Below are 15829 nucleotides of genomic sequence, written 5' to 3' on the forward strand. Positions count from 1 at the left end.
CAGGCCCACCGCATGTCCCGACTTTACGGCGGCTGCGCCACCGAGCGGGAGCAAGCTCCCTCGCCACGAGGTTGGTGGGCGTCCTACAGGTCGATTGTTGCCTCAAAAATCCCCTTCTATAGTTCGGTTCACCTGCTGGCTTTGGTCAGTGGGGAGGGTTTCGCAGCCCTAACAACGGATGAGACTTTGCACCGTCGAATGAAAACTCAGGCAAACTTGCCCGCGTTCGTTTTATGGCGGTTGCGCGTGGGAGATCTTCGGGTCTGCCGGGTTTGGTCTCTTCCTCGGTCTGCGAACCCGCGCGCAACTGCCACCCGTTTGATTCGCAGCAAACAAGGTGGCAATTCATTTTCCTTGATAGAGCCCAACCTTATGACGACAAATCAATCATCTAACCGCTTTACCCCGCTAACCTCCATCGCCACCACCCAACCCATCCTGTTCATCGACCGCACCGCCCCATTGCCCGAACTCCACGCCTGCGTCAGCGAACGCCTGCACGCCACCCTCGACTACCTGACGCTTATGGCCTGTACCACACTGCGCGATTCAGCCGAGACCGACCTCAACACCATCACCAACATCGCTCGGATCATGGTCCAGGATGTGGCGGATGTTTTTGGGGTAATTGAACAGCGCGGGCTTGAAGGACAGTAAAGCGCCTCTGGTAGGAGCGAGCGCGCTCCCACAGGAGGAATGCGTCCACCCCAAACCAGGCCGGCTATAAGGCCGCCTCGCGGCGGACGTTGATCTCGGCGCCCCGTTAACCACGCTGGCCGAACGTAGGTATTGCGCAGTGGGCACCTCGGCATGGATGCCGAGGTAGCCGCGCTGGACCATGGATGGTCCTTCGCGGCGGGCCCACGGAGCAATGCCTGCGTTCGGGCATGCCGAGCCTAGGCGAGGCACCGAGTGGTGGGGCTAAAGCGTTTTGCTTACTTTTGCGCTTCTCAAAAGTGAGACGCCGTAAGGGCGGAACCCTAAGTGGCCGTTACCGCAGCAACGGATATACACACAAACTATAAAAACCAAATCAGCAATCACAACGGATAGCCTGATCCGCCACACGCTCCACAAGACCATTCAGACGAAAGCCCTCATCGAGCCACCCCATAACCCCGCCAATCATCTCCTTCACCGGATACCCCAAGGTCGCCAGACGCACCGCCGCCTTGTTCGCGCCATTGCAATGCGGACCAGCGCAATACACCACAAACAGAGTGGTCTTAGGGTAGGCAGCCAAAGCCTCGGCAGTGAGCGTGCGGGTTGGCAGGTTGATCGCCCCGGGTACATGACCGCGTTCGTAGGCCAGTGGTCCGCGTACATCCACCAGCACAAAATCGACATCGCCGGCCTGTTGGCTGGCGTGAACGTCGGAACAATCGGTTTCGAATGTCAGGCGACGGCTGAAATGCTGCAGGGCGATATCGGAGGGGGCAGCAGGCACTTCGCGAACCAGGCTGGTCATGGGCGTGTACTCCAGGATAGATAAGGCGTGAAGAGACTTTATCCCCTCGGCGCTTACCGCTACAGTGGCGCACAAGACACTCTGTGGGAATTTTCCGCCAAATGCAGTCTCCCCCTGGTCTGGTCGCAATCCTCGCCTACGACGGCCTGTGCACGTTCGAATTCGGTGTCGCCGTCGAAATCTTCGGATTGGAGCGACCGGAATTCGATTTCCCCTGGTACACGCATCGGATCGTCGCGGTCGATGACGGCCCGATGCGTGCCATGGGCGGCTTTCAGGTATTGGCTGATGGCGGCATGGAACTGCTCGAAACCGCCCGGACCATTGTCGTGCCAGGCTGGCGCAACCGCAGCGAGCCACCGTCCCAGGCGCTGCTCGAGGCACTGCACAGGGCCCACGCCCGTGGTGCGCGCCTGCTGTCGATCTGCTCCGGAGCCTTCGTACTCGCTGCCGCCGGGCTGCTCGATGGCCTGGGCGCCACGACTCATTGGCGCTACACCGACGAACTGGCCGCAAGCTTTCCGGCCGTGCGAGTAGACCCGGATGTGCTGTACGTGGATTCAGGACAGGTCATCACCTCGGCGGGCAGCGCCGCCGGTATCGATGCTTGCCTGCACCTGGTGGCACGGGACTATGGCGTCCAGGTCGCCAACGCCGTGGCACGCCGGTTGGTGATGTCGCCGCAACGTACGGGCGGCCAGGCGCAGTTCATTCCCTCACCGGTCAGCCGCACGCCACGCAGCGACCTGTCGAGTGTCATGCAATGGGCCCGCGAACGCCTGCACGAACCCCTCGGGGTGCGCGAACTGGCCAGCCAGGCGGCCATGAGCGAACGCACCTTCCTGCGCCATTTCACCCAGGCCTGCGGCGTGTCGCCCAAGACCTGGCTGCAACATGAACGCCTGGCCAGGGCCCGCGAGTTGCTGGAAAGCAGCGGGGACAACACCGACAACATCGCGCAGCTGTGTGGCTACCGCTCGGTGGAGAGCTTTCGTGTGGCGTTTCGCAACGTCGTGGGGTTGGCGCCTTCGGTGTATCGGGAGCGGTTTGGGCGCGGGTGAAGATGCCGGAGTGCATCTGCAATCCCCGTGGCGAGGGAGCTTGCTCCCGCTCGACTGCGAAGCAGGCGCAAGATTGAAGTCATGACACAGCTTGTGCATTGGGGGTTGCTGCGCAACCCAGCGGGAGCAAGCTCCCTCGCCACGGTTCGGTTTGAGTCGTCAGATCAAGGCTTGCGCAACAAATACGTATCCATGATCCACCCGTTGGCTGCTCGCGCAGCCTTGCGGGTGCGCTCGATGTCATCGGCCACATCCCCCAGGCGGCCAGCGATAAGGATTTCATCCGGCGTCCCCACATAGGCTCCCCAATAGATGTGCGTATCGGGATCGCTCACCTGGCGATAAGCGTCCTCGGCATCGAGCATCACCACCACACTCGTCGCGTCGCCTACCTGCCCCGCCGCCAACCGGCGTCCGGTGGTGATTTCCAGCGAACCGCCAATGCTGTTCAAGGGCACTTTATGCCGAGCGGCCAGGGCCTGGACGCTGGTGATGCCGGGGATCACCTCGAACTCGAAGGCGCAGCGGCCCGCCTCGAGGATCGCCTGCAGGATGCGCACGGTACTGTCGTACAACGCCGGATCGCCCCACACCAGAAAACCACCCCGCTGACCGTCGGACAGTTCTTCATTGATCAAGCGTTCGAAGGTGGCCTGTTTAGCCCGGTTCAATGCTTCGACGCTGTCCGTGTAGTCCAGGCCGCCGCGTTGGCGTTCCGGGCTGTAGGTTTCGACGAAACGGTAGGTGCGATCAACGATGTAACGCCGACAGACTTCGCGCCGCAGATCCAACAGTTTGTCCTTGGCCGGCCCCTTGTCCATGAGGAAGACCACGTCCAAGCGGTTCAAGGCTTTCACTGCTTGCATCGTCAGCTGATCCGGATCGCCGGCCCCAATGCCAATGACTGACAACGTCTTCATCGCGGCGACTCCTGGTCAGGTCCCTGGGTGCGTAATCGCCATACGCCGTTGAAACGCAATTCGAGGGTGGACAAGGGTTCAATGTCGATCCGGTTGAATGTGGCGGCCGGACAGCCCAAGACATTCACCAGGGCTGCGCGGATCACGAAGGGGTGGGTGACGGCCAGCAGATGTCCTGGCCGGGTTTCCAGACTGGCCAGCCAATTCCCGACACGGCGGCACAACTGGGCGACAGATTCACCACCATGGGGAGCCGCCTCGGCATCGTCGAGCCAACTCTGCAGGGCTTGCGGTTCAGCCTGGAGCAAATCATCGATGGACAACCCGCGCCAACGTCCCAGATCGCAATCGGCCAGGGCCAGGTCCTGCTCGGGCTCGTCGCCGAACAAGGCAGCGGTCTGGCGCGTGCGCAGTTCCGGCCCGCACAGCAGTTGCCGGACATTTCGGTAGCGGCGCTCGACCTGCGCGCGGCGTGCCAGCCAGTCGGCGTCCAGCGGTTCGTCCAGGCCAAAGCGCGCCTGCTTCTGGGCGGCGGTGCGGGCGTGGCAGATCAAGGTCAGACGAGTGGCTTGCACACTGGATTCTCAGACAATCGGGAGAGTCGCATGGACGGGATATTCACGCACTTAGTTGTACAGCACCTTATACGAAATCAAATAAGTGAGACAAAAAGGCGTTATGTCCGACATCGCCAGAAGCATCAACTGACATACCCGGTCTACCCAGCCGAGACCAACTCCTACAAGGGTTTCGCACAATACTGGAGCATTTTAAACGGAACGTAAAAACCACTGGACATGTAGCACCAGCTACATAAATACTGTTTTCAGGAGTTATGAAAGAAATTCAACACCCATCCTGGCAAGGAGCACGGATGCCACCTCTCAGAGACCTGATCACCGATCCCGGCCTGGTTTTGACGCCGTCGGAACGCAAGGTCGTACGTGCCCTGCTCGATCACTACCCACGCAACGGCCTCGGCCCGATGTCACGTCTGGCAGACCATGCCGGCGTCAGCGACCCGACTATCGTGCGACTGGTGAAAAAACTCGGGTTTGGCGGTTACGCCGAATTCCAGGATGCACTGCTCAGTGACATGGACCATCGCCTGCGCTCCCCTCGCACCCTGTTGAAACCGCGGGCCAAATTGCAGCAAGGCGATACCTGGAGCCAGTACCTGGCCGCCAGTCAACGCCACCTCATCGACACCCAGGCCCTGACCCAACCCGAAGACGTGCGCATTCTCGTGCAGTGGTTGCTCGACAGCCGCCATCAGGTACATTGCTTCGGCGGGCGTTTCAGCAGCTTCCTGGCCCACTACCTGCTCAATCATTTGCGTCTGTTGCGCGCCGGCTGTTTTGCCCTGGAAGACAACGCCCAACTGCCTGACCGGCTATTCGACGTGCAGCGCCAGGATGTGGTGCTGATCTTCGATTACCGCCGCTACCAGGCCCAGGCCCTGCGCGTGGCCAGCGCGGCCAAGGAGCGCCACGCCCGGGTCGTGCTGTTCAGCGACGTCTACGCTTCGCCATTGCGCGAGCTGGCCGACCTGATCATCAGCGCCCCGGTGGAGTCGATCTCGGCCTTCGACAGCCTGGTGCCGGCACTGGCCCAGGTCGAGGCGCTGATTGCCTGCCTGACCCTGCAATGCCCCGAGCTGGCCGAACGCCTGGAAGGCATCGATGCCTTGCGCACGGAATTCAACACGCACCTGTTGGAGGAAAAATAAGGATGTTCTCGCTCCCCCACCGCTCGCCCCGGGATCTGCCGTTCACCTGCCAGCACACCGCCTTGCTGCTAGTGGACATGCAACGCGCCTGGCTGGAACCGCAATTCGATGCCCACCTGCACACCCGCGAGGCCGAGTATTTCATCCTGCGAGCCCGCCAGCAGGTCATCCCCAACCAGCAGCGCTTGCTCAACGCGATGCGCGAAGCGCAGCACAACGTGTTGCACACCCACATCGAAAGCCTCACCGCCGATGGCCGCGACCGTTCCCTGGATCACAAGCTGTCGGACATGCACCTGCCCAAGGGCAGCCCCGAGGCGCAGATCATTGCCGAACTGGCGCCGCTGGAAAACGAAATCGTGCTGCCCAAGACCTCCTCCGGGGTTTTCAATTCCACCAACATCGACTACGTGCTGCGCAACCTGCAGACCCGACACTTGATCGTCGCCGGCATCGTCACCGACCAGTGCGTCGACATGGCCGTGCGCGACGCCGCCGATCGCGGCTACCTGGTCACGCTGGTGGAAGATGCCTGCGCCACCTACACCGAACAACGGCACCTGGCGTGCCTGAACGCGATCAAAGGCTATTGCTGGATCACCGATACCGACACCGTGCTCGCGCGCTTGCAGGAGATGCAGCCATGAGCCGCCTCGATGATCCTGCCGCCGTCCTCGCCCCGTTGCCCGTGACGACCCTGGTGACCACCGACCTGATCGGCGTGACCCGTGGGCGCTCGTTTCCCAGTGATGAGTTGCCCCACTACGTCACCGCTGGTTGTGGCTGGGTGCCGGCCAACAGCGCACTGACGCCCCAGGACATCATCGCTTCGGCCAACCCTTGGGGCGCTTATGGCGACCTGCGGCTGGTGCCGGACCTGTCTAGCCGGGTGACCGTCAACAACGGTCCCGACGCCCAGGCGCCCGTCCTCGACTTTATCCATTGCGATGTGCGCGAGACCGACGGCCGGCCCTGGAGCGCCTGCCCGCGCACGCTGTTGCAGGACGAAGTGGAGCGTTATCGCGTCGAACTGGGCTTGCAGGTTTTCGCCGCGTTCGAGCATGAATTCAACCTGGTTGCCACGCCTGCGCAGCCTGATTGCCTGGCCTTCAGCCTCCAAGCCCAGCGCCAGCAGGCCGAATTCGCTGGCTGGTTGCTTAGCGCCCTGCGGGCCGGCGGTGTCGAGCCGGAAATGTTCCTGCCGGAATACGGCCAGCATCAATACGAAATCACCTGCCGCCCGACACTGGGCGTAGCCGCCGCCGACCGGGCCGTGAACGTACGGGAAATCACCCGCGAGATCGCCCGGCAAATGGGCCTGGACGTGAGCTTCGCCCCCAAGGTTTCGGAACATGCCGTGTGCAACGGCGTGCATTTGCACCTGAGCCTACAAGACCTGGGCGCGGACCCGGTGCTGTATGACGCCGCCAGCAGCAACGGCTTGTCCAGCCTCGGCCAGCATTGGGCCGCGGGTGTGCTGCACTATCTGCCGGCACTGTGTGCGCTGACCGCGCCGACGCCGGTGTCCTACGAGCGCCTGCAACCTCATCACTGGAGCGCATCCTATGCGTGCTTGGGACAGCGCAACCGCGAAGCGGCGCTGCGCATCTGCCCGACCGTGAGCCTGAGCGGCAAACCGCTGGCGAACCAGTACAACCTGGAGTTCCGCGCCATGGACGCCACCGCCTCGCCGCACCTGGCGATGGCGGCGCTGTTGATTGCCGGGCGACTGGGCATCCAGCAACGGCTGGCATTAAACGCTGTCACCGATCAAATACCCGATGAGCTGGATGAAGCACAACGTCGTGCCCGTGGCATTATCGCCCTGCCGACAACCCTGGCCCAGGCACTGGACTGCCTGCGCCACAGCGGGGCGCTGCTCGAGACCCTGCCCGGCCCGCTGGTCGAAACCTACTTCGCCTTGAAGGCCCAGGAGCTGGCCTTGACCGAGGCGCTGTCACCTGCCGAGCGTTGTGAGCACTATGCACGAATCTATTGAGTGTGCTGAAACGGGCCTCTACACCAGGCCGCCCTACCGACTGGTCCGGGAAGATGCCGAGCACCCGTTGGTGCTGGTGTGCGAGCACGCCAGCCGCTTCATTCCCGCGGCGCTGAACGACCTGGGGCTGGATGAAACGGCCTCCCAGGAACACATCGCCTGGGACATCGGTGCCCTGGCCCTGGCCGAACGCCTGTCCGAAACCCTCGGCGCGACCTTGCTGACGGCCAATTATTCACGGCTGTTGATCGACCTCAACCGTCCGCTGCACGTACCGGACAGTATTCCGCCCCAGAGCGAGATCTATCAGGTGCCGGGCAACCAGGCGCTGGACGAGCCTACGCGCGAATATCGCCGCCAGTGCCTGTTCCACCCTTTCCATGACCGGCTACGCGCGTTGATCGACCAGCGCCTGGCCGCCAACCGGTCGGTGCGCGTGGTGGGCATCCACAGCTTCACCCCGGTGTTCTATGGTCAACCGCGCGCGCTGGAAGCTGGCGTGCTGTTCGGCGAAGCCAAGGATTATGCCCAACGCATCGTCGACGGGCTGAGCCGGCATTCGCTGCGCGCGGCAGGCAACCAGCCCTACAAGATCAATCCCTTGACCGACATGACCGTCCCGGTGCATGGCGATGCCCGCGGCCTGGATTCGGTGTTGATCGAAGTGCGCAACGACCTGCTGCGCAGCCCCGAGGCGGTACGGACCTGGAGCGCTTACCTGGCCCCATTGCTGTAGAAAAACAGCGGCAACCCGCAAGGACATCCCCCCACAGCTGAGAAGGAGAACGGCTCATGAGCATTGAGGCATTTGGCTACAAACAGGAATTGAAACGCGGCCTGTCGCTGACAGACCTGGTGGTATACGGGATGATTTTCATGATCCCCATCGCCCCGTTCGGCGTGTATGGCTATGTCAACGCCGAGGCACCGGGGATGGTGCCGCTGGCGTACATCATCGGCATGGTGGCGATGTTGTTCACCGCGTTGAGCTACGGCAGCATGGCCCGGGCTTTTCCAGTGGCCGGTTCCGTCTACTCCTACGCACAACGGGGCCTTAACCCACACGTCGGCTTCATCGCCGGCTGGCTGATGCTGCTGGACTACCTGCTGATCCCGCCCCTGCTCTATGTCTACGCCGCCATGGCGCTGAACCATTTGTACCCGGACATCCCCAAGGTCGGTTTCATCCTGGCGTTCCTGGTGAGCGCGACCTTCGTCAACCTGCGGGGCATCACCTTCACCGCGCGGATGAACATCATTTTCCTGCTGGCGCAGCTGGTGGTGCTGGGGATTTTCCTGTTCTACGCCTGGAACGCCCTGCACGGCGGGGCCGGTAACGGCCAACTGACCCTGGCGCCGCTGTACAGCCCGGAACACTTCAACTTCGCCCTGCTGATGCAAGCCGTGTCCATCGCGGTATTGTCGTTCCTGGGCTTCGACGCCATTTCCACCCTGGCGGAAGAGATCAAGGGCGACCCGGGCCGCAGCGTCGGCAAGGCAGCCCTGGTGACCTTGCTGGTGATGGGGGCGATCTTCGTGGTGCAGACCTGGATCGCCACGGACCTGGCCGCCGGCATGGGTTTCAAATCCGCCGACACCGCATTCTATGAAATCGCCGAATTGGCAGCCGGCAGTTGGCTGGCCACCTTGACCGCGGTTGCCACGGCCCTGGCCTGGGGCGTGGCCGTGGCGATCACTTCCCAGGCGGCGGTGTCGCGCCTGTTGTTCGGCATGGCCCGGGACGGCCAGTTACCCAAGGTGCTGGCCAAAGTCCATCCAACCCACAACACCCCATACCTGAGCATTTACCTGGTGGCAGTGCTGTCGCTGTTGATCTGCTACCTGTTCATCGACGCCGTGGACACCCTCACCTCCCTGGTCAATTTCGGCGCCCTGAGCGGCTTCATGTTGCTGCACATCACGGTCATCAACCACTACTGGCGCCGCCAGCAGTCCGGCCAACTGATTCGCCACTTGATTTGCCCACTGGTCGGCTTCGTGATCGTCGCGGCCATCATGTACAACATGGGCGTGGCTGCGCAGAAGCTCGGCCTGATCTGGATCGCCGCGGGCGTGATTTATCTGTGCGTGCTCAACAAATTCGGCAACCCTACCGCCGTGCCCGATCCGGCCGGTCAGTGAGGGCCGGTGGTCGAAGGACTCGGCCAACCGTGGTTACAACGCGTGGACATCGACAGTGATCGTCAAGCCCGGTGCTGGTTACCGGGCTCTCTGGAACAGGAGTGCAATCCATGCTGGCCTTACGTCCAGTTCAATTAACCGATCTGCCGCAACTGCAACAACTGGCCCGTGACAGCCTGGTGGGTGTCACGTCGCTGCCGGACGATACCGCGCGCCTAGAGGAAAAGATCCTCGACTCGTGCGCCTCGTTCGAGGCCGATGTGCAGGGCCCTGGCGCGGAGAATTATTTTTTTGTCCTGGAGGACCTGGAATCCAGGCGCCTGGTCGGTTGTTCGGAAATTCTCTCCAGCACCGGTTACAACGAACCGTTCTACAGTCTGCGCAACCGGCCGTTTTCCAGCGAGTCCCGCGAGCTGAACATCCAGCATGGCGTGCCCGCGCTGTCACTGTGCCAGGACCTCAACGGGCAGACGCTGCTGCGTGGCTTCCACATCGACGCCGAGCGGGTGCGCACGCCGGAATCGGAGCTGCTGTCCCGGGCCCGGCTGATGTTCATCGCCGCCCATCCCCAGCGCTTCGCCGAATCGGTCATCACCGAAATCGTCGGTTTCAGCAGCGAGGACGGTCAGTCGCCATTCTGGGACGCCATCGGCCAGCACTTCTTCGACCTGCCCTACGTCGAAGCCGAACGGCTGTGTGGCTTGCAGAGCCGGACCTTTCTCGCCGAGCTGATGCCGCAATACCCGATCTACGTCCCCATGCTGCCGCCAGCGGCCCAGGCCTGCATCGGTCGAGTGCATCCCGACGGCCAGGAAGCCTTCGACATCCTGGCGCGCGAGGGTTTCGAGACCAACAACTACGTCGATATCTTCGACGGTGGGCCGACCTTGCATGCCCGTATCGCCAACGTCCGTACCATCACGCAAAGTCGGAGCGCCACAGCCCGGCAAAGCCTGCAGATCGATGCCAGAGGCCGTTACCTGGTGAGTAACGACCGTCTTGGAAACTACCGGGCCATCGTCGCCGAGCTGGACGTCAACGACGAGGGCCCTGTGGCCCTGTCGCCCGACATGCTGGCCGCCCTGGGCGTCATGGATGGCGAGCGGATCCGGGTGGTCGCCCTATGAACCTCACTCGATCCCGTGGCACGCACCAGCGCTTGGACCGACGTAATGAAGGAGCTGCAGCATGATTGTCCGTCCGGTCGCCATTACCGATCTGCCCGCATTGCTGGACCTGGCCCGTTGCGCAGGCCCCGGCTTCACCAGCCTGCCGGCCAACGAAGAGCGCCTGGCCCATCGTATTCGCTGGGCCCAACGGACCTTTGCCGGACAAGTCGAACGTGCCGACGCCGATTACCTGTTCGTGCTCGAAGACGATGATCGGCAGGTGGTGGGCATCAGTGCCCTGACCGGCGCGGTCGGGCTGCGCGAGCCCTGGTACAACTATCGGGTCGGGCTGACGGTCAGCTCGGCGCCGGAGCTGGGGATTCAGCGGCAGATCCCGACCCTGTTCCTCAACAACGAGATGTCCGGGCAATCGGAGATCTGCTCGTTGTTCCTTCACCCCGAGCAACGTCGCGGTCACAACGGACGCCTGCTGTCCCTGGCGCGCCTGCTGTTCGTGGCCGAGTTCTCCCAGCTGTTCGGCGAAAAAATGATCGCCGAACTGCGAGGCCATGCCGACGAACGAGGCAGTTCGCCGTTCTGGGACAGCCTGGGACGGCATTTTTTCAAGAAGGATTTCAGTTACGCCGATCAGTTGTCCGGCATGGGCAACAAGTCGTTCATCGCCGAACTGATGCCACGTCAGCCGCTGTACACCTGCCTGCTCACCGAGCAGGCCCAGGCGGTGATCGGCAAGGCTCACCCGAACACCGAGCCGGCCCTGAAGATCCTCAGTGCCGAAGGTTTCAGCCACAAGGGTTACATCGACATCTTTGACGGCGGCCCGGTGATCGAGGCGCCGGTGTCGAAGATCCGCACCGTCCGCGACAGCCAGATGCTGACCCTGGTCATTGGCACCCCGGACCCACAGGCACCGGTCTGGCTGATTCACAATCGGCGCCTGGAAAACTGCCGCGTCACCAGCGCTCGCGCACACCAGCATGGCCACAAGCTGCTTGTCGATCGCCTCACCGCCAAACGCCTGCAAGTGCAACCGGGTGATACGGTGCGGGCCGTGGCATTGCCCAGGCTGGGGCAACAGGCGGTGGCGGCGTAGCCTCGTTACCGCCCAACCTTGGATATTCAATACATAAGAATGTCGTTAATCAGCAATACTTCTCCACAATTGCATAATTGCCACCCACCTACTCGAGACCCATACTTTCGCGCACCGCCCCACTGTAACGACAATGTTCATGATCAAGAATCTGATTGCCACACGATTACCGCTCGAACACATAGCGGAGAAAATCAAGACATTAGATATGACTGCGCAAATCAAACAATTGATCGCCGACCTGGATATTCAACACAAAGTTGCTACGGCACAGTCTCGACGCGCGGCCATCATGAACATGACCAACCCGCACACTGGCACCATCACGCTGCATTGTACGAGCGTTGGTAATATCAGCATCAAGGCACTTGCATCTAACACTGCGTCTTCGCAACTGTACTCGGTGCCCGGCCAAAGTATTCTATTCGCACTCGACCAGCCTTTCGAAATCCAGCAATACAGCCTCAACACGCATCAACTTGAAAAAACCGGCACCTCGATCGTCGAGCCGTGCAACCCGCTGATCATTGATGGCAATCGAACCTTATTCGACTATTCTCAAAGGGGCGAAAAACAGCCGGCATTGATTGGCAGGATCAACTTCCCCGACCGCAGTGCGGACATCAGCGTATTTGACCCTGTCTCATTGCGCAAAACAGCCTGGCTGCCTCACGACAACAGTGCCGCCCGGTACCTGGTGAGCCTCGAATTACTCGAAACGATCCAGGACCCGGGAGGTGTCAGGGTTGCCGGGGAGCTGATCTACCATTATCACCCTGCCGTGGCGTGGAAAGCCTTCCAGATGCTTTATCGGGCTGACCCGCAAAACGCGTTGAGTTACGTCCCGTTGCTGAAAAAACGCAAGGACGCACGCCTGGACAATTTGCTCCGTCCACTGGAGCTGGCGGCATGAACCTGAAAACGTTTGTCGAGCGCCTGAACACTTATGACATGCAGCGAGACAAAGCCGGGATCATTGCAGACTTGCGCCAACTGGCCAAAAACCGTTGTCTATTGAGCGATCATCTTTATACCACCCTCCGGCGAGACGGTTTTAGTACACGCAACAGCCTCTATAACGCCTATGGCTTTTTACTGCACAAAAATGATTCATTCACCCTTCGCCTGGGATTCTGGTCGCCGGTAGAGACTCATGATGAAAGCGAAACATTCATTTATAACCTGAACCACAGTCACGACTTTGAACTTTATGCGGTCGGCTACAGCGGAGATGGCTACACCACCTTTGTACGCGAACTACTTGATGATCTACCGTTGCAAAAAGGTAAAAGACCCCGACTGGGCAAGGAGCGCAGGCTTAAACTTGCGCCAGGAGAAGTCTTGTACATGCCAGCCTTGCGGGAAATCCATAAACAACTAGCCCCGAACTCAATGTCCGCCTCACTCAGCCTGCTTGTCCATCCCGAACGCCTGGACAAGATCGACGAAGCATGGTGCTTCGACAAAGATTACATACCCCTTTACCCCGGCGTAGCTGCGCAAGAGATCACGTTGTTTACAGAGACACTATCACTGCTCCATGCCGGTAGTCATTCGCTGTTCAGCAACCGAAGAAAGGAGGAACCTTGAATAACCTGATGAAAGACTGGGATGAAACCCCATTACTGCGGGCCGGTACCAATGTGGTCGATACCGCGATGCAACTGACGAACGAAATCCACTGCACACTCCCCGGCTTCCCGACGCGCTTCAACGTCGGAAACATCCATGAGATCAAGCAATTCTGGAGCCTACCGAGCGAAGACTTAATAGTTTGAAATGGGCTTTTTTTGCCGGGCTGCCGACCTTTCCGGGCCTGCAGCCTTTTTTCGATGCCATAACGGCATCACCCATACACATTCGTCATCATCTTTGCGCTTGCCACGTGATAGCCTTTGGATCTTTCGGCGTTGACACTTTTGCTCAAGCCTTTCCATTCCATTGGTGGAACTCACATGTCCAGGCTTTCCCATCAAGATTTGCGTCGTAACTTCCGCCAATTGCTGGCTTCCAACACCTGCTACCACACCGCCTCGGTGTTCGACCCGATGTCGGCGCGCATTGCTGCTGATCTGGGTTTCGAAGTAGGCATCCTCGGAGGTTCGGTGGCGTCGTTGCAAGTATTGGGCGCGCCGGACTTCGCCCTGATCACCCTCAGCGAATTTGCCGAACAGGCCACCCGCATCGGCCGCGTGGCCCAACTGCCGGTGATTGCCGACGCCGACCATGGCTATGGCAATGCCCTGAACGTGATGCGCACCATCGTCGAACTGGAACGGGCCGGCATCGCCGCGCTGACCATCGAGGACACCTTGCTGCCGGCCCAGTTCGGGCGTAAATCCACCGACCTGATCGGCGTAGCCGAAGGCGTCGGCAAGATTCGTGCGGCGCTGGAAGCGCGAGTCGATCCGGAAATGGCGATCATCGCCCGGACCAACGCGGGGATTTTGCCGGTCCAGGAAATCATCAGCCGCACCCAGCAATATGAGCGTGCCGGTGCCGACGGGATTTGCATGGTGGGGGTGCAAGACTTCGAGCACCTGGAAAAAATCAGCGAAAACCTCACGGTGCCGCTGATGCTTGTCACGTATGGCAACCCGTTGCTGCGCGACGACAAGCGCCTGGCCGAATTGGGCGTACGCGTGACCATCGACGGCCACGGCGCCTATTTCGCCGCGATCAAGGCCACCTACGACAGCCTGCGGGAACAGCGGCAGATCTTCACCCAGGCGTCGGACCTGAGCGCCACCGAACTGACCCACACCTACACCCAGCCCGAGGACTACATCCGTTGGGCCGAGGAATACATGAGCGTCAAGGAGTAAGAAGGCTCACTGTCCGGCAAGCCGCCATCGCGAACAGGCTCGCTCCCACAGGGGGATTTGTGGTGAGCGCAATGGCGTTGCCAAGGTAAAACAGGTCTTCAGCGCCCGCTGCGCAACATTTCCCTGGGCACGTACTTGCCAATCTCGAACTTGCCGATGGCGGCGCGGTGGACTTCATCCGGACCGTCGGCCAGGCGCAGGGTGCGTTGCATGGCGTACATGTAGGCCAGCGGGAAGTCGTTGGAAACCCCGGCCCCGCCGTGGATCTGGATCGCCCGGTCGATGACCTTCAGGGCCACGTTCGGCGCGACGACCTTGATCTGGGCGATTTCGCTCTTCGCCACTTTATTACCGACCGTGTCCATCATGTACGCCGCCTTCAACGTCAGCAGGCGCGCCATGTCGATTTCCATCCGTGAGTCGGCAATCTTGTCGATGTTACCGCCCAGGCGTGCCAACGGCTGGCCGAAGGCCGTGCGGCTGACGGCACGCTTGCACATCAATTCCAGTGCGCGCTCGGCCATGCCGATGGAACGCATGCAGTGATGAATCCGGCCCGGACCCAGACGCCCCTGGGCAATTTCAAAGCCGCGTCCCTCACCCAACAGGACATTTTCGTACGGCACGCGCACGTTCTCGAACAGCACTTCGGCATGCCCGTGAGGCGCATCATCGTAGCCGAACACCGGCAGCGGCCGGACGATCTTGACCCCGGGGGTGTCCACCGGCACCAGGATCATCGAGTGCTGGGCATGGCGCGGCGCATCAGGGTTGCTCAGGCCCATGAAGATCAGGATCTTGCAGCGCGGGTCGCAGGCCCCTGAGGTCCACCACTTCTTGCCATTGATGACCCACTGGTCGCCGTCGCGCTCGGCACGAGCGGCCATGTTGGTGGCGTCCGAGGAGGCAACGTCCGGCTCGGTCATGGCAAACGCCGAGCGGATCTCGCCGCGCAGCAGTGGCTCGAGCCAGCGTTGCTTTTGTTCTTCATTGGCGTAGCGCACCAGCACTTCCATGTTGCCGGTGTCCGGCGCCGAGCAATTGAACGGTTCAGGCCCCAGCAGCGAACGGCCCATGATCTCTGCCAACGGCGCGTATTCCAGGTTGGTCAGGCCGGCACCCAGCTCGGACTCAGGCAGAAACAGATTCCACAAACCCTCGGCCTTGGCCTTGGCCTTGAGCTCTTCCATGATGGCCGTGGGCTGCCAGCGGTCGCCTTCGGCCACTTGCTGCTCGAACACGGCTTCAGCCGGGTAAACGTAGGCATCCATGAACGCCGTGACGCGTTCACGCAGTGCCTGAACCTTGGGGGAATAAGCAAAATCCATGAGCAGCACCTTCTTGGCAGAGGTTGTTTTAGGTCATGAAATCGATGCTAGTTCAGCTACGAAAATTTACCTAACCTATTCTCGGCGTGTATTAACATTCATCACCGATATATGTTTCACTGATTCGCATCGCC

The 15829-nt window shown here is 61.0% G+C and carries 17 protein-coding genes; 13 read left to right on the forward strand and 4 right to left on the reverse strand.

Annotated features, from left to right (window positions below):
* The first annotated feature begins 372 nt into the window (after positions 1–372).
* A complete protein-coding gene (locus V7773_RS20955) occupies positions 373–657 on the forward strand; it encodes a fructose-bisphosphate aldolase (protein ID WP_336074915.1) in 285 nt (94 codons plus the stop codon).
* Between the two features lie 376 nt (positions 658–1033).
* Here the strand turns inward: V7773_RS20955 and V7773_RS20960 are convergent, their stop codons facing one another.
* Positions 1034–1468, reverse strand: a complete 435-nt coding sequence (locus V7773_RS20960) for a rhodanese-like domain-containing protein (protein WP_092145470.1) — start codon at positions 1466–1468, stop codon at positions 1034–1036.
* Positions 1469–1569: 101 nt separating this feature from the next.
* Between V7773_RS20960 and ftrA the strand changes: the two genes are divergently transcribed.
* Positions 1570–2529 carry a transcriptional regulator FtrA gene (gene ftrA / locus V7773_RS20965; RefSeq protein ID WP_092145468.1) on the forward strand — a complete coding sequence of 320 codons (960 nt, stop codon included), beginning with the start codon at positions 1570–1572 and terminating at the stop codon, positions 2527–2529.
* Positions 2530–2693: 164 nt separating this feature from the next.
* On the opposite strand, the gene cobF is transcribed toward ftrA, so the two are convergent.
* Positions 2694–3449 carry a precorrin-6A synthase (deacetylating) gene (gene cobF, locus V7773_RS20970; protein ID WP_336074917.1) on the reverse strand — a complete coding sequence of 252 codons (756 nt, stop codon included), beginning with the start codon at positions 3447–3449 and terminating at the stop codon, positions 2694–2696.
* Positions 3446–4024 carry a histidine phosphatase family protein gene (locus tag V7773_RS20975; RefSeq protein ID WP_336074919.1) on the reverse strand — a complete coding sequence of 193 codons (579 nt, stop codon included), beginning with the start codon at positions 4022–4024 and terminating at the stop codon, positions 3446–3448. Before V7773_RS20975 ends, cobF begins: the two co-directional genes overlap by 4 nt.
* 299 nt (positions 4025–4323) lie before the next feature.
* Between V7773_RS20975 and V7773_RS20980 the strand changes: the two genes are divergently transcribed.
* From V7773_RS20980 to V7773_RS21030, 11 genes are all read left to right on the forward strand, one after another.
* A complete protein-coding gene (locus V7773_RS20980; protein WP_057447774.1) occupies positions 4324–5178 on the forward strand; it encodes a MurR/RpiR family transcriptional regulator in 855 nt (284 codons plus the stop codon).
* Positions 5179–5180: 2 nt separating this feature from the next.
* The gene (locus V7773_RS20985) at positions 5181–5825 is read left to right on the forward strand and encodes an isochorismatase family cysteine hydrolase (RefSeq protein WP_336074921.1); all 645 of its coding nucleotides are present in this window, start codon (positions 5181–5183) and stop codon (positions 5823–5825) included.
* Positions 5822–7177 carry a glutamine synthetase family protein gene (locus tag V7773_RS20990; protein ID WP_336074923.1) on the forward strand — a complete coding sequence of 452 codons (1356 nt, stop codon included), beginning with the start codon at positions 5822–5824 and terminating at the stop codon, positions 7175–7177. The genes V7773_RS20985 and V7773_RS20990 overlap by 4 nt, the downstream gene beginning before the upstream one ends.
* Entirely contained in the window at positions 7161–7913 is a 753-nt protein-coding gene (locus V7773_RS20995) for an N-formylglutamate amidohydrolase (RefSeq protein WP_336074924.1), read from the forward strand. Before V7773_RS20990 ends, V7773_RS20995 begins: the two co-directional genes overlap by 17 nt.
* Before the next feature lie 56 nt (positions 7914–7969).
* Complete coding sequence (locus tag V7773_RS21000; RefSeq protein WP_336074926.1) at positions 7970–9319, forward strand: APC family permease; 1350 nt, start codon at positions 7970–7972, stop codon at positions 9317–9319.
* Positions 9320–9429: 110 nt separating this feature from the next.
* The gene (locus tag V7773_RS21005) at positions 9430–10446 is read left to right on the forward strand and encodes an arginine N-succinyltransferase (RefSeq protein WP_063322098.1); all 1017 of its coding nucleotides are present in this window, start codon (positions 9430–9432) and stop codon (positions 10444–10446) included.
* Between the two features lie 61 nt (positions 10447–10507).
* Entirely contained in the window at positions 10508–11542 is a 1035-nt protein-coding gene (gene astA, locus V7773_RS21010; RefSeq protein WP_092223904.1) for an arginine N-succinyltransferase, read from the forward strand.
* 139 nt (positions 11543–11681) lie between these two features.
* Entirely contained in the window at positions 11682–12455 is a 774-nt protein-coding gene (locus V7773_RS21015; protein ID WP_336074928.1) for a hypothetical protein, read from the forward strand.
* Positions 12452–13132: a transposase gene (locus V7773_RS21020; RefSeq protein WP_336074930.1), complete on the forward strand. Its 681-nt coding sequence runs from the start codon at positions 12452–12454 to the stop codon at positions 13130–13132. Before V7773_RS21015 ends, V7773_RS21020 begins: the two co-directional genes overlap by 4 nt.
* Positions 13129–13320 (forward strand): hypothetical protein, encoded by a 192-nt coding sequence (locus V7773_RS21025; RefSeq protein ID WP_063322101.1) that lies wholly within the window; start codon positions 13129–13131, stop codon positions 13318–13320. The genes V7773_RS21020 and V7773_RS21025 overlap by 4 nt, the downstream gene beginning before the upstream one ends.
* A gap of 177 nt (positions 13321–13497) precedes the next feature.
* Positions 13498–14367, forward strand: a complete 870-nt coding sequence (locus tag V7773_RS21030) for an isocitrate lyase/PEP mutase family protein (protein ID WP_063322102.1) — start codon at positions 13498–13500, stop codon at positions 14365–14367.
* Positions 14368–14465: 98 nt separating this feature from the next.
* Here the strand turns inward: V7773_RS21030 and V7773_RS21035 are convergent, their stop codons facing one another.
* Positions 14466–15695, reverse strand: a complete 1230-nt coding sequence (locus V7773_RS21035) for an acyl-CoA dehydrogenase (protein ID WP_072346633.1) — start codon at positions 15693–15695, stop codon at positions 14466–14468.
* Between the last annotated feature and the right edge of the window lie 134 nt (positions 15696–15829).

Origin of the sequence: Pseudomonas sp. 3JA (genome assembly GCF_036961705.1) — a bacterium.
Classification (GTDB): Bacteria; Pseudomonadota; Gammaproteobacteria; order Pseudomonadales; family Pseudomonadaceae; genus Aquipseudomonas; species Aquipseudomonas fluorescens_Q.